General features: G+C 52.4%; 14 protein-coding genes and 3 tRNA genes. 9 read left to right on the top strand and 8 right to left on the bottom strand.

The annotated features are described in order from the left end of the window. Nucleotides 1-67 precede the first annotated feature (67 nt). The 4 genes from prfC to PYW49_RS16250 form a co-directional block, all read right to left on the bottom strand. Nucleotides 68-1,657 carry a peptide chain release factor 3 gene (gene prfC / locus PYW49_RS16235; RefSeq protein WP_134349585.1) on the bottom strand — a complete coding sequence of 530 codons (1,590 nt, stop codon included), beginning with the start codon at nt 1,655-1,657 and terminating at the stop codon, nt 68-70. Nucleotides 1,658-1,748: 91 nt separating this feature from the next. Then, nucleotides 1,749-2,426, bottom strand: a complete 678-nt coding sequence (gene yjjG / locus PYW49_RS16240; protein ID WP_320386961.1) for a pyrimidine 5'-nucleotidase — start codon at nt 2,424-2,426, stop codon at nt 1,749-1,751. Nucleotides 2,427-2,445: 19 nt separating this feature from the next. Next, on the bottom strand, nt 2,446-2,889 hold the full coding sequence (gene rimI / locus PYW49_RS16245; RefSeq protein WP_134349583.1) for a ribosomal protein S18-alanine N-acetyltransferase: 444 nt from the start codon (nt 2,887-2,889) through the stop codon (nt 2,446-2,448). Further along, nucleotides 2,858-3,271, bottom strand: a complete 414-nt coding sequence (locus PYW49_RS16250; RefSeq protein ID WP_028016588.1) for a DNA polymerase III subunit psi — start codon at nt 3,269-3,271, stop codon at nt 2,858-2,860. Before PYW49_RS16250 ends, rimI begins: the two co-directional genes overlap by 32 nt. A 102-nt stretch (nt 3,272-3,373) precedes the next feature. Between PYW49_RS16250 and rsmC the strand changes: the two genes are divergently transcribed. The 4 genes from rsmC (at nt 3,374) to PYW49_RS16270 (ending at nt 4,897) form a co-directional block, all read left to right on the top strand. Next, the gene (gene rsmC, locus PYW49_RS16255) at nt 3,374-4,402 is read left to right on the top strand and encodes a 16S rRNA (guanine(1207)-N(2))-methyltransferase RsmC (protein ID WP_320386962.1); all 1,029 of its coding nucleotides are present in this window, start codon (nt 3,374-3,376) and stop codon (nt 4,400-4,402) included. A 174-nt stretch (nt 4,403-4,576) separates the two neighbouring features. Further along, nucleotides 4,577-4,663, top strand: a tRNA-Leu gene (locus tag PYW49_RS16260). Nucleotides 4,664-4,691: 28 nt separating this feature from the next. After that, nucleotides 4,692-4,778, top strand: a tRNA-Leu gene (locus PYW49_RS16265). Nucleotides 4,779-4,811: 33 nt separating this feature from the next. Continuing rightward, nucleotides 4,812-4,897: transfer RNA gene (locus tag PYW49_RS16270), tRNA-Leu, on the top strand. A 38-nt stretch (nt 4,898-4,935) separates the two neighbouring features. On the opposite strand, the gene PYW49_RS16275 is transcribed toward PYW49_RS16270, so the two are convergent. Continuing rightward, nucleotides 4,936-5,205 carry a DUF1435 domain-containing protein gene (locus tag PYW49_RS16275; RefSeq protein ID WP_166790952.1) on the bottom strand — a complete coding sequence of 90 codons (270 nt, stop codon included), beginning with the start codon at nt 5,203-5,205 and terminating at the stop codon, nt 4,936-4,938. Nucleotides 5,206-5,420: 215 nt separating this feature from the next. Here PYW49_RS16275 and PYW49_RS16280 point away from each other — a divergent pair, with 215 nt between their 5' ends. After that, entirely contained in the window at nt 5,421-6,485 is a 1,065-nt protein-coding gene (locus PYW49_RS16280) for a GGDEF domain-containing protein (RefSeq protein WP_320386963.1), read from the top strand. Nucleotides 6,486-6,580: 95 nt separating this feature from the next. After that, nucleotides 6,581-7,369 (top strand): siderophore-iron reductase FhuF, encoded by a 789-nt coding sequence (gene fhuF, locus PYW49_RS16285; RefSeq protein ID WP_134349579.1) that lies wholly within the window; start codon nt 6,581-6,583, stop codon nt 7,367-7,369. A gap of 79 nt (nt 7,370-7,448) precedes the next feature. Here fhuF and PYW49_RS16290 read toward each other — a convergent pair whose 3' ends face one another. Continuing rightward, nucleotides 7,449-8,795 (bottom strand): PTS transporter subunit EIIC, encoded by a 1,347-nt coding sequence (locus tag PYW49_RS16290; RefSeq protein WP_320386964.1) that lies wholly within the window; start codon nt 8,793-8,795, stop codon nt 7,449-7,451. Between the two features lie 328 nt (nt 8,796-9,123). On the opposite strand from PYW49_RS16290, the gene PYW49_RS16295 reads away from it, so the two are divergent. After that, nucleotides 9,124-9,582, top strand: coding sequence for a YbaK/EbsC family protein (locus PYW49_RS16295; protein ID WP_008502085.1), 459 nt, complete (start codon nt 9,124-9,126; stop codon nt 9,580-9,582). Between the two features lie 38 nt (nt 9,583-9,620). Here PYW49_RS16295 and bglJ read toward each other — a convergent pair whose 3' ends face one another. Next, nucleotides 9,621-10,256 (bottom strand): DNA-binding transcriptional activator BglJ, encoded by a 636-nt coding sequence (bglJ, locus tag PYW49_RS16300; RefSeq protein WP_134349742.1) that lies wholly within the window; start codon nt 10,254-10,256, stop codon nt 9,621-9,623. Further along, a complete protein-coding gene (locus tag PYW49_RS16305; RefSeq protein ID WP_134349577.1) occupies nt 10,253-10,990 on the bottom strand; it encodes a helix-turn-helix transcriptional regulator in 738 nt (245 codons plus the stop codon). Before PYW49_RS16305 ends, bglJ begins: the two co-directional genes overlap by 4 nt. Before the next feature lie 413 nt (nt 10,991-11,403). Here PYW49_RS16305 and PYW49_RS16310 point away from each other — a divergent pair, with 413 nt between their 5' ends. Together PYW49_RS16310 and PYW49_RS16315 are read left to right on the top strand one after the other, a co-directional pair. After that, nucleotides 11,404-12,180 (top strand): threonine/serine exporter family protein, encoded by a 777-nt coding sequence (locus PYW49_RS16310; protein WP_134349576.1) that lies wholly within the window; start codon nt 11,404-11,406, stop codon nt 12,178-12,180. Continuing rightward, entirely contained in the window at nt 12,171-12,644 is a 474-nt protein-coding gene (locus PYW49_RS16315) for a threonine/serine exporter (protein ID WP_320386965.1), read from the top strand. Before PYW49_RS16310 ends, PYW49_RS16315 begins: the two co-directional genes overlap by 10 nt. The last annotated feature ends 66 nt before the right edge of the window (nt 12,645-12,710 follow it).

Genomic DNA, 12,710 nt, shown 5'->3' on the forward strand with positions numbered 1-12,710 from the left:
TTCCGCAAGGGATTAATAAGACAGGAATTAAAGAAGAGCACGGCGAGTGCCGTGCTCTGAGAGGGGATTAGTGTTCGCGCGTTTTGCGGAACTGAACGTCTGGATAACGTTCCTGCGTCAGGTTGAGGTTGACCATGGTTGGCGCAATATAAGTGAGGTTATCACCGCCATCCAGCGCCAGCTGAATTTCGTTCTTACGCTTAAATTCTTCGAATTTCTTCACGTCAGAACACTCAACCCAGCGCGCGGTCGCGACGTTTACAGACTCATAAATCGCTTCCACGTTGTATTCGCTCTTCAGACGCGCGACGACCACGTCAAACTGCAGCACCCCAACGGCCCCCACGATCAGGTCGTTGTTCGCGATTGGGCGGAACACCTGCACCGCGCCCTCTTCAGAGAGCTGGACCAGGCCTTTCAGCAGCTGTTTCTGCTTCAGCGGATCGCGCAGACGAATACGACGGAACAGTTCCGGCGCGAAGTTCGGAATACCGGTGAACTTCATCATTTCACCCTGGGTGAAAGTATCGCCGATCTGAATCGTACCGTGGTTGTGCAGACCGATGATGTCGCCCGGATACGCCTCTTCAACGTGCGAACGGTCACCCGCCATAAAGGTCAGCGCGTCGGAGATCACCACATCTTTACCGATACGCACCTGGCGAAGCTTCATGCCCTTTTCATATTTACCGGACACCACGCGCATAAAGGCCACGCGGTCGCGGTGTTTCGGGTCCATGTTGGCCTGAATTTTAAAGACGAAGCCGGTGAATTTCTCTTCCTGCGCTTCCACTTCACGGGTATCGGTTTTACGCGGCATCGGGCGCGGCGCCCATTCCACCAGGCCATCGAGCATATGGTCTACGCCAAAGTTGCCCAGCGCGGTACCGAAGAAGACCGGCGTAATTTCACCCGCCAGGAACAGCTCTTTGTCAAACTCGTGGGATGCGCCTTTCACCAGTTCCAGCTCGTCACGCAGCTGTGCGGCCAGCTCTTCCCCTACTGCAACGTCCAGCTCAGGGTTATCCAGACCTTTCACCACGCGGACTTCCTGAATGGTGTGGCCTTTACCGGTCTGATACAGATAGGTTTCGTCTTTATAAAGGTGATAAACCCCTTTGAATAGCTTACCGCAGCCAATTGGCCAGGTGATTGGCGCACAGGCGATCTTCAGCTCGCTTTCCACTTCGTCCATGACTTCCATCGGATCGCGGATGTCACGGTCGAGTTTGTTCATGAAGGTGAGGATCGGCGTATCGCGCAGACGGGTGACTTCCATCAGCTTACGGGTACGGTCTTCTACACCTTTCGCGGCGTCGATCACCATCAGACAGCAGTCAACCGCCGTCAGGGTACGGTAGGTATCTTCGGAGAAGTCTTCGTGGCCCGGGGTGTCCAGCAGGTTCACCAGGCAGTCGTGATACGGGAACTGCATCACGGAGGTGGTAATCGAAATACCACGCTGCTTTTCCATCTCCATCCAGTCAGATTTTGCATGCTGGCTGGAGCCACGGCCTTTAACGGTACCCGCAGTCTGGATCGCCTGTCCGAACAGTAACACCTTCTCGGTGATGGTCGTTTTACCGGCATCCGGGTGCGAGATAATGGCAAAAGTGCGGCGCTTGGCCACCTCTTGCAGATAAGGAGACAACGTCATAATTAAATCTTCTTTTATAAGCGCGGCAGCACGCCACGCATCATGGAATACAAAATTGCGGCTATTTTACCCATCAACGGGGGGCAGGCAATCATTGTTTACACAGGAGTTGCTCCAGTTCGTTCAACGACGTCACGGTCCAGGTCGGCTCGATGCCTTCAGGCTTTACGCGGCCATGCGCATTGAGCCAGACGGTCGACAGACCGGAATTCATGCCACCCAGAATATCTGACTCTGCGGTATCACCCACCATCAGTACGCGATCGCGGTCAGGATTGCCGGCCAGCGCCAGCGCATAATCGAAAATACGCGGATCCGGCTTCGGCACGCCGACCTCTTCCGAGATCACCAGCGCGTCAAAATGATCGCGCAGGCCGGTGCGCTCAAGGCGGATCTGCTGCAGAGCGGTAAAACCGTTGGTGATGATCCCTAGTTTTACCCTACCTTTCAACGCATTCAGCAGAGAAACCGCACCTGGCAGTGGCGCACAGATATCGGCCATGGCGTTCAGAAAGGCCTCGTTCAGCGCCCCCGGACTCACTTTTAAGCGTTCCGCCCAGACGTCAAAGCGCTGGTGCTGAAGTTGTAACGCGGTGATGGCACCGTTCTGGTAATCCACCCACAGCGGCTTGTTTACCGCCTGATAGTCCTGAAAATCCTCAGCGGTGAAGGTCACACTGTAATCGAGAAACATCCGCTGTAGACCACCGAACGAGTCAAACGTAAACAGCGTTTCGTCGGCATCAAAGAAAATCCAGTCCCATTTCATCGTTACAACCTTATTTTCGTTATCCAATCGGCAGAGCCATAATAATGGCGTCTTCACGTCCCTCTGCGGTGGGGTAGTAGTTACGGCGGATTGTCGCCTCGTTAAAGCCTAAGCTTTCATAGAGCGCGATGGCGGCGGCATTCGACGCGCGCACCTCCAGCCACAGGGTGAAAACGTCACGGGTTTCGAGCTCACGGATGAGGTGCTCAAGCAGTTCTCTTCCCAGCCCACGGCGCTGAAATGCGGGGTCAACCGCGATATTAAACAGCGTCGCTTCATCAAGAACAACCTGCGTAATCGCGAAGGCGGCCATGGTGCCGTCAACGTCCAGGCGGTAGTTCAGATACCGTTCGCCCTGATTGCTGGCAAAGGTCTTTTCGCTCCACGGAAACGCATGGGCGCGTGTTTCAATCGCAAACGCTGTGGCCAGGTCAGGCGTCGTGAGGGAAGAAATCGTGTTCATATTCGCAGATTTGTTGCCAGAGCGCGCTACGCGCTTTTGGGTTGGCTTTCAGTTCGTCCAGCGCTGGCGTGCAGATCTGGCTCCCCTGGAGGGGGATCTCGTTTGTCTCTCCGATACGCCAGCTGTTACAGCGGCTATCAGGAGGAAGCATAGCGACCCGTTCCGGCGTCAGCTGTAAAACCTGGTCGGCCGTCAGCTTCAGACTGCGAAGGACATCACCGATCAGGGGTTCATTCAGGGCAGGCAGTTCTTCCGCCACCATCACCAGGCGAACGTGCGCAGGGATGGAGATGGCGATTTCGCCCTGCAACGCCGTCGGGCGACGCAAAGCCCACTGGGTAATGCCCAGCTGCTGTAATTGCCAGTCTCGTCGGGATGTCATAGGGAAAACTCCTGTCTCTCAGGCGCGCAAATATAGCAAATGTGTCGAAAGTGCGCCATCTACCTACTATAATCCCCGCCTGAGTTTATTGAGGAACAATTCATGTCTGCATTTACCCCGGCAAGTGAAGTCTTGCTGCGTCACAGTGATGATTTCGAAGAAAGCCGTATTCTGTTTGCCGGAGATATGCAGGATGACCTGCCTGCGCGTTTCGACTGTGCTGAAAGCCGTGCCCACACCCAATACTACCATCACTGGCAGGTGCTGAGCCGCCAGATGGGCGAGCGCGCGCGCTTTAGCCTGGTGGCAGAGCAGAGCGATATTGCCGACTGCGATACGCTGATCTACTACTGGCCGAAGAACAAACCGGAAGCCCAGTTCCAGCTGATGAACCTGCTCTCCCTGCTGCCGGTCGGCTGCGATATTTTCGTGGTGGGCGAGAACCGCAGCGGCGTGCGCAGTGCAGAACAGATGCTGGAAGCTTACGCCCCGCTGAACAAAGTCGACAGCGCCCGCCGCTGTGGCCTGTACCATGGACGTCTGGAAAAACAGACAACGTTTGATCCACAGGCTTACTGGGACGAGTACCAGCTTGACGGCCTGACCATCAAAACCCTGCCGGGCGTGTTTAGCCGTGACGCGCTGGATACAGGTAGCAAGCTGCTGCTCTCCACCCTGACGCCGCACACCAAAGGCAAAGTGCTGGACGTAGGCTGTGGCGCGGGCGTGCTGGCAACCGTGCTTGCCAGCCATTCACCTAAAGTTCGTTTAACCCTGTGTGACGTGAGCGCCCCGGCGGTAGAAGCCAGCCGCGCAACGCTTGCAGCAAACGGCATTGAAGGCGAAGTCATTGCCAGCAACGTCTTCTCAGATGTTACCGGTCGCTTCGACATGATTATCTCTAACCCGCCGTTCCACGACGGCATGGAGACCAGCCTGGAAGCCGCGCAAGCGCTGATCCGTGGCGCAACCCGTCACCTTAACAGCGGCGGCGAGCTGCGTATTGTCGCGAACGCCTTCCTGGCGTACCCGAAAGTGCTGGACGAAACCTTCGGCTTCCACGAAGTGATCGCCCAGACCGGCCGCTTTAAGGTCTACCGTACCGTGATGACGCGTCAGGCAAAGAAATAATTCGCCATGCAATGTAGGCCGGATAAGCGCCAGCGCCATCCGGCAAGCAGGTGTCTCAGTTCCGGCCATTTTTGCAGCAATCAATAAAAGGTGTGCACTTTTCAGTTGACGTAAAGCTGAAAACATCTAGAATGCGCCTCCGTGGTTACGATACTTTTACAGTATCGATGGTATGCGAAGGTGGCGGAATTGGTAGACGCGCTAGCTTCAGGTGTTAGTGTCCTTACGGATGTGGGGGTTCGAGTCCCCCCCCTCGCACCATAAATCACAATGATATTGCTCGCACTGGGCGAAGGTGGCGGAATTGGTAGACGCGCTAGCTTCAGGTGTTAGTGTCCTTACGGATGTGGGGGTTCGAGTCCCCCCCCTCGCACCAACGAGGCGATATCAAAAATAGTAAGATGACTGTGCGAAGGTGGCGGAATTGGTAGACGCGCTAGCTTCAGGTGTTAGTGTCCTTAGGATGTGGGGGTTCGAGTCCCCCCCCTCGCACCAATTATCTTACATCCCTTCTGAGTATCTTCTTTTCCCTGTTATTTCAAACTCATTAGTATCACCAGAATTCCACTGACCAGTGCTACACATGACGGCAATAAAACAAAATGGCGCAGTTGCTTATGCCAAATCATGCCTGACGTGACTAACAGGCCTGAGACAATAATGGCTTTCCAGATTTCAAGGGAGAGATCGGCAAACATCAAACCGCCGAGAATGGCTCCCGGTAGCAATACCCCCCAACCACTTCCCAGCGCCCTGTTCAACATGATCCGCCCTCTCACAACGATAATGATAACCAATATCATATGACAGGCATTATCATTTGTCAGCTGAATGAATCAAAATCCATCGACCTTTACCTTTCCCGTAATGACAGGAATTGCCTAAGGTGATAAATTGCTCACCTGTTAACTACACCTAAAATTTTTCTGATAATTACTCTTTGAGTTTTTTGCATATTTTATTGCGAAACAACACCTATTTATCTGTTTTAATTAAATTTTAATAAAAACGCACGACTATGACATCACAATCCTGGCGGTCTTTGGTTCAAAGAAAATATCAATTATCGTTACGTTTATTTTTATTTCTGAACGCAACCTCGGCAGTGTTCTCGGTAACAAATCCGCTCAATTCTGTACGCCTGTTATCTGCTCCGCTGATTGCTATTTTCTCCATCAGTACCGGCCTGTTCGTCTGGCACTGGAGAAAGAGGGCGCGGAAGATAAATATTCCTGTTGTTTCAGGGATCTTCGGTATTTTGTGGGCGTGGCAAATTGACTCGAAATTCGCCTTAATTACTCACGATCATGCGACGTATTTGTTAATCGCCCTATTAACGGTGCTTTTTATCGGAACGCTGGCATTCGCCAGTAATATCAAAGCATTTACGCTGCACTCATTGCCCACCTTTATTGTCTGCCTGTGGTTAAGCGATCACGATCTATGGCTGAGAATGACCTATTCTTTCGCACTTCCTGTTGTAGCCATTGCTATTCATAACATTTTGCAAAGACGTAACGATCGTTTCGCTCAGGAGTTGCTCTCTCGCTTACTGGAAGAACGAGAAACCCTTACCGATCTCAGCATGATGGACCCGCTTACCGGGCTCTATAATCGTCGCGGTCTGCAAAGCCGTCTGGAGAACCTGCCGGCGGTAGAAAATGGCGAGCATTTTGTCCTGCTGATGGATATCGATCATTTCAAAGCCTATAACGACCATTACGGCCATATGATGGGCGACCAGGCATTGAAACGCGTCTCTGCGGCAATCCGCGACGCCGTGCGTTCTCGCGATATCGTGGCGCGCTTTGGCGGGGAAGAGTTTATGGTGCTGCTGACCAACATTTCCCTTGAGCATGCCCGCCAGACGGCAGAACGTATCCGTCAGAAAGTCTACGATTTGAAAATCCCGCATTTGTTTAACGAAAGCGTCGCGACAAATGTCACCATCAGCATAGGTATTGCCATTTTCGAGGATGAAGACGCAGAAGGCGCGCTGGAAAAAGCCGATAAAGCCCTCTACGAAGCAAAGCATATGGGGCGCAATAACATCCTGTTAAGCGAAGAGTTGCAGACGACATAAACGTCACGGCAATGCCACCAGGACAAAAGTCTTGCCATTGGTAAGAGCAATAGTTAGGATTGGCAATCATTATCATTTAGATTTCTATCTATACTATGGCCACGCAGACCGCACACATCGTTGAACCCCTTCTCTGGCGAGCGCCCCTCACCAGCGGGAATGCTTCGCTTGCGGATGCCATACGGGATAAGATTGCAAAGACGCGTGCCCACCTGCTGGACTTTATCCGGCTTGATGAAGCGCACCCGCACCACGCCATGACACTCTCAGAGTGGCGTCAACCGTCAAAACTGCAATCGCTGCTGGCCACCTATTCCGACCATATCTATCGCAATCAGCCCGCCCTTACCCGGGAAAATAAACCCCTGCTCTCTCTCTGGGCGCAGTGGTATATCGGGCTGATGGTGCCGCCTCTGATGCTGGCGCTGTTAACGCAAAAAAGCATGCTGAAACTCTCGCCGGAGCATTTCCACGTCGAATTTCATGAAACCGGGCGTGCAGCCTGTTTCTGGATTGATCTCCACGAAGACCACAACGCAGAGCGACTTACCGCCCAGGAACGTATGGAGCAGCTTATCACTCATGCTCTGATGCCGGTGGTGGAGGCGCTAGAAGCGACGGGAGAGATTAACGGGAAGCTTATCTGGAGCAATACCGGCTATTTAATCCACTGGTATCTCACGGAAATGAAGCCGCTTCTCGGTGATGAGAACGTTGATGCCCTGCGTCAGTCCTGTTTCTTTGCAAAACAGCTTTCCGATGGCCGTGACAACCCACTATTTCGTACCGTCGTACTCCGTGACGGGCTTTTGGTACGCCGCACCTGCTGCCAGCGCTATCGCCTGCCGGACGTTAAGCAGTGCGGGGATTGCACGCTGAAGTAGTGCAGTAAATTGCCCGGTGGCGCTTCGCTTACCGGGCCTACAAAACCTCTGTTCGCAGCCGCCACCCGGCACAACGCGTTTAGGCCACCTGTTGATTTTCCTCTTCCGCGTTACGCTGCGCTTCTTCCGCTTCCTGCTCCAGCAGCTGCTTCTCGTACACTTTGAAGAACGGGTAGTAGATGATCGCCGATACGCAGGCCAGAACCACAACCAGAATGGCCGCGCGGAAATCCCAACCCAGGGCCCACGCTGCGCCTATCGGAGCCGGTGCCGTCCAGGGTACGACGGAGATGACACGGCCAATCAGATCAAACGTCATTGCCGCCCAGGCCAGCACGGCGTTAACCATCGGAGCCAGCAGGAAGGGAATAAAGAACACCGGGTTCATGACAATCGGCGTACCAAAAATGACAGGTTCATTGATGTTAAAGAAGCTGGGCACAACGCTCAAACGCCCAATAGAGCGTAAATGCGCTGAACGGCTACGCAGGTAGCAAATCACCAGCCCCATCGTAGCGCCCGACCCACCAATCACGATAAAGAACGTCCAGAACGCTTCCATAAAGATATGCGGCAGAGGCTGGCTGGCGGCCAGCGCGGTCTGGTTAGCGCCCAGGTTTGTCAGCCAGAACATTTGCAGCATTCCGGAGACGATGGCCGCCCCGTGGATCCCAGCGAACCACAGCAGATGACCAATCAACACCGCCAGCAGAATCGCAGGCAGTGAATCCGCTGCGGAAACGAGGGGTTTAAAGACCGACATAATCGCCTGTGGGATCAGCATGCCAAACTGCGACTGAATAACCAGGCTCAGCGGATAGAGCGTCAATACCACCACCAGCACCGGGATCAGCAGATCAAAGGAGTTTTTGATCATCGGTGGGACCTGGTCCGGCAGGCGAATACCGATGTTATGCGCTTTGAGGAAACGCATCATCTCAACGCAGTAAATGGCCACCAGAATTGCAGTGAAAATGCCCGTCCCACCCAGGCTGTCGACAGGAAGCGCGCCTTTTGTTTTTGGGGCTGCGACAAGCAGAAACGCCATCAGCGAAAGCATGGCGCACATAAACGGATCTAGCTGATGCGATTTGACATAGTGTTTACCCAGGTTATACGCAATAGCCGCACAAATATAAATGGACATAATGCCCATCGTCATATCAAACGGCGTCAGGATCTGGCCTTCAAATTGCTTCGCCATATCCAGCCAGGCGCGCGCGAAACCCCAGGTGGTATCAGGTGAAAACGGAGGGTAAGCAAACACTAACAAAAATGAGCCCACAATCATAAATGGCATCGCAGAGATGAATCCATCGCGGATGGCCATGACGTGACGCTGGGAAGAGATCCGCCCGGCAATCGGACTGACGTAATTTTCAACAAAACGGAATATCAGGTTAAACGCAGCATGGTTGGCAGACATGGCAGATCTCCTGTCAGACGTTTGTTACCGGCACATTTGCGCCGCACGTTGTTCCATAAATCAACTTCACAACCTTGCTGGCTTGTGTACCCGCGGTACTGCTCAGACGAAATGGTTTCATAATTTGCTCTTATTATTGGATACAGGGGACGTTACGTACTCAGTATTAATCTACGCACCACGCTCTGCAACCGGTTACTGTAACCGGTTTCTGTGATTGTGAAGAGGATCCAGAAATCAGCCGTCCAGGATATTTGTTACTTAAGAGATATTTACAGAGCATAAATTCTTATGACAGATTACGCAGGATATTTGTCAGGAGGAAACAATGAGTTTGCAGTCTGTACAGCAGTTTTTTGCCGACAACGCACCGGATATAGACGTTATCGAGCTTAGCCAGAGTACCGCTACCGTTGCGTTGGCTGCTGCCGCCCATCGTGTTGAACCGGGACAGATCGCCAAGACCTTGTCGCTGAAGGTTAAAAATGAAGTAATTCTGGTGGTGGCGAAAGGCGATGCGCGTCTTGATAACAAAAAGCTGAAAGACACCTTTGGTGCGAAGGCGCGCATGCTCAGCAGTGATGAAGTGGTTACCATCACCGGCCATCCCGTTGGCGGTGTGTGCCCGTTCGGACTGGAAAACCCGCTCGCGGTATACTGCGATATCTCTTTAAAGCAGTACGCTGAAGTGCTGCCTGCCGCAGGCGCAATCCACAGTGCCGTGCGTATTTCACCTGACAGAATGGCAGAGCTGACTTCCGCAAAATGGGTTGATGTCTGCATCTGATTGAAGCGCCAGAGTGCATCTGGCGCGCAAAAAGCAGGTTATAAAAATGTCGGCTTGCTGAGTGCTAAACTTTGCGGATCTCTTGCCGGAAGATGCGTAAGAATATCCGCCGCATCAAGCAACCCTACGTCAGAATTCACCCCCAGCTTAACCATCGCATTAAACTTATGTGCCCGGATGGTCTTAATATTGCGTTCAAGCTGTGCCGCGATTTCAGGAATGGAATATCCGCAGGACATATAACGCAAAATTGCCCGTTCCGTTGGGCTTAACATCCGGTTTTGATTGCAGTACCAGTGGTTCAGCATATTGTCATTAATGCGCAGCGTTTCACTCAGCAACTCCATGAGCTCCTTCTGCAGATGCTCAAGCGTCACCGATTTACTGACCACACCGTGCAAGCGTGAAGGCGAAAGATGGCTAATAAGCCGTGCTTCCATCTCGTCAGAGACCAGTATGATGCGCTGAATATGACCATGCGTAAACGCAAGGTCACGCAGGTGCGCAAGGCAGTTACGGCGCTCCTCGCGCGCATCGGAAAGTGAATAGATCAGCGAGAAAAAATTTACGTGATGAAGTGCATTCTTAAAGCTGTCAAATTCACTAAACAGATGCAGTTGATACTGGCTCAGGGTGGACATCGCAAAAAGATGCTGTAACCCAACAGCACTCATCGAGCAATTTTCGACGATGGCGATATGTCTTGTTGAATCGGTTTTTTCCATTCCTCGAACTCTCCATAGGCTGACATTAAACTCAGCTCTCTCATTCCCTGTGTACTGTTGATCCAGGCGTACATATCGGCGTTACTCCGTAACGACAGCCGACGCATCGCACTGTTTTTCTGCGCACTTATCGTTTTATTGCTCTTCTTGAGCAATGTGGCGATTTGGTTAATCCCCCATCCCTTACCTAACAAACGTAATACCTTGCGTTCGGAGTGCGTGAGCGCGATAAAAGGTTCGTCTCCGTCTTCCGCGCTCTGGGGTTCCGGGGTTAATAATGTCTGGCTTATCCGTTCTGCCCGCTCGCTACCAGCCCGAATAGCCTTGACCACGCCTTCAATCGGCTCCATATCAGAAAGCAACGTGCTTTCCGGCCGCATAAGCAGCTCAACTGCAATAGGGTAAAGCGGTCGCGAGACTAAAAAGATCCAGTGAATTTCCCGGTATTGATTCAATAACGCGTAATACTCTTCAAGCGTGCCTCGAGGATTTCGGTATTCACCTGAAATATCGGCAATAATGACATCTGCCCGGCGTAGCTGAAGCAGGGTTAACTCCTGCAATGAACGGCAATAGGTCAGTTCAATATCGGGGAAATGGCGTGCCATCACGCCCCCCAACCCGTTTTGCATGACGGGTATCCGGCTAATGACAACACCATGCTTACCATGCAATGACAACATAGACCCTCCGTGTCCATTTTTCATATGATGAGTAATGTTAAAACGCATCAATGTATATGTGTTTTCGTCCCTGAGTGTAAAACTGATTAATACAAGCAGAAGATGAGATATGTACTTAGTTTAAGAAATGCCTAAAACAGCGGTAATATCTCACAAAGCGCAAATAAATTTAATTCCGACGCCGTTAAAATAATGACAATATAAAATTAGAATAACTACATACAAATATTCTATATTCCCATATCAACAATTCACCGCGTTGATAAATTAATCCAGAACCCTTTCGCGACACGGGGTTGCAACTGTTTGCATAAACCTTGATCTGGCCCACAGCAAGGGACACTGCACTTTGTGCTAAAAGTAATCATTATGGGCTAACCGGCAACTATTCATCTTCTTCTTCAGGACAATACATGCAGGCAGATCGGTCAACGCAGCGTGCTATCACGCGGCTATGTATTCAGTGCGGTCTTTTTCTGCTCCAGCACGGCGCGGAGAGCGCGCTGGTCGAGGAGCTTTCAACCCGGCTGGGGCTGGCGCTGGGTATGGATAGCGTTGAAAGCGCCATCTCATCCAACGCCATTGTGCTGACCACGATCAAAGACGGTCAGTGCCTGACCTCCACCCGCAAAAACCATGACCGCGGCATCAACATGCACGTCGTGACCGAAGTACAGCACATCGTCATCCTTGCTGAACATAAGCTTCTCGATCTCAATGAGATTGAAAAACGGTTCAACCAAATTAAGCCACTGCGTTATCCGCGCTGGCTTGTTGTGCTGATGGTGGGGCTATCGTGCGCCTGTTTTTGTAAGCTCAATAAAGGCGGCTGGGACGGTGCAATCATCACCTTTTTCGCCAGCAGCATCGCCATGTATGTTCGTCAGTTGCTGACACACCGGCAGCTGCACCCGCAAATTAACTTCTGCATCACCGCGTTTGTCGCCACTACGGTTTCTGGCCTGCTGCTGCGCCTGCCACAGTTTGCCAACACCCCGACGATTGCCATGGCCGCCAGCGTGCTTCTGCTGGTCCCGGGTTTCCCGTTGATCAACGCCGTCGCCGACATGTTTAAAGGGCACATCAATACCGGTCTGGCACGCTGGGCTATCGCCAGCCTGCTGACGCTGGCGACCTGCATCGGCGTGGTTATGGCTATGACACTCTGGGGGTTACGCGGATGGGCGTGATAGATTTTCTGCTGGCACTGGCGCAGGACATGCTTCTGGCCGCCATTCCTGCCGTCGGCTTTGCGATGGTATTTAACGTTCCGCAACGCGCTCTGCCATGGTGTGCACTGCTGGGCGCGATAGGCCATGGCTCGCGAATGGTCATGATGACGGCGGGTTTTAACATCGAATGGTCAACATTTATGGCCTCTATGCTTGTCGGCAGTATCGGCATTCAATGGTCGCGCTGTTACCTGGCGCACCCCAAAGTGTTCACCGTCGCCGCTGTGATCCCGATGTTCCCGGGCATATCGGCCTATACGGCTATGATATCTGCGGTGAAAATCAGCCATTTTGGCTACACCGAGCCCCAGATGATCCTCCTCCTGAGCAACTTTCTTAAGGCCTCGTCCATTGTCGGCGCGCTCTCCATCGGGCTGTCGATCCCCGGGCTGTGGCTGTACCGTAAACGCCCACGCGTTTGATATTTGTGTTATTTCGCTGCCATGGAGATAATCTTTCTGGTCCGTTTGGTGAAAATAAGGAAAGGA

Origin of the sequence: Enterobacter chinensis, assembly GCF_034008295.1 — a bacterium.
Classification (GTDB): Bacteria; Pseudomonadota; Gammaproteobacteria; order Enterobacterales; family Enterobacteriaceae; genus Enterobacter; species Enterobacter chinensis.

Excerpts from the sequence above, each read along its gene's own strand:
- PYW49_RS16275 (WP_166790952.1), bottom strand. The coding sequence starts at position 5,205 with ATGATATTGGTTATCATTATCGTTGTGAGAGGGCGGATCATGTTGAAC.
- PYW49_RS16305 (WP_134349577.1), bottom strand. The coding sequence starts at position 10,990 with ATGTTGTCATTGCATGGTAAGCATGGTGTTGTCATTAGCCGGATACCC.
- PYW49_RS16290 (WP_320386964.1), bottom strand. The coding sequence starts at position 8,795 with ATGTCTGCCAACCATGCTGCGTTTAACCTGATATTCCGTTTTGTTGAA.
- PYW49_RS16315 (WP_320386965.1), top strand. The coding sequence starts at position 12,171 with ATGGGCGTGATAGATTTTCTGCTGGCACTGGCGCAGGACATGCTTCTG.
- PYW49_RS16250 (WP_028016588.1), bottom strand. The coding sequence starts at position 3,271 with ATGACATCCCGACGAGACTGGCAATTACAGCAGCTGGGCATTACCCAG.
- prfC (WP_134349585.1), bottom strand. The coding sequence starts at position 1,657 with ATGACGTTGTCTCCTTATCTGCAAGAGGTGGCCAAGCGCCGCACTTTT.
- rsmC (WP_320386962.1), top strand. The coding sequence starts at position 3,374 with ATGTCTGCATTTACCCCGGCAAGTGAAGTCTTGCTGCGTCACAGTGAT.
- fhuF (WP_134349579.1), top strand. The coding sequence starts at position 6,581 with ATGGCCACGCAGACCGCACACATCGTTGAACCCCTTCTCTGGCGAGCG.
- bglJ (WP_134349742.1), bottom strand. The coding sequence starts at position 10,256 with ATGAGTGCTGTTGGGTTACAGCATCTTTTTGCGATGTCCACCCTGAGC.
- rimI (WP_134349583.1), bottom strand. The coding sequence starts at position 2,889 with ATGAACACGATTTCTTCCCTCACGACGCCTGACCTGGCCACAGCGTTT.
- PYW49_RS16280 (WP_320386963.1), top strand. The coding sequence starts at position 5,421 with ATGACATCACAATCCTGGCGGTCTTTGGTTCAAAGAAAATATCAATTA.
- PYW49_RS16310 (WP_134349576.1), top strand. The coding sequence starts at position 11,404 with ATGCAGGCAGATCGGTCAACGCAGCGTGCTATCACGCGGCTATGTATT.
- yjjG (WP_320386961.1), bottom strand. The coding sequence starts at position 2,426 with ATGAAATGGGACTGGATTTTCTTTGATGCCGACGAAACGCTGTTTACG.
- PYW49_RS16295 (WP_008502085.1), top strand. The coding sequence starts at position 9,124 with ATGAGTTTGCAGTCTGTACAGCAGTTTTTTGCCGACAACGCACCGGAT.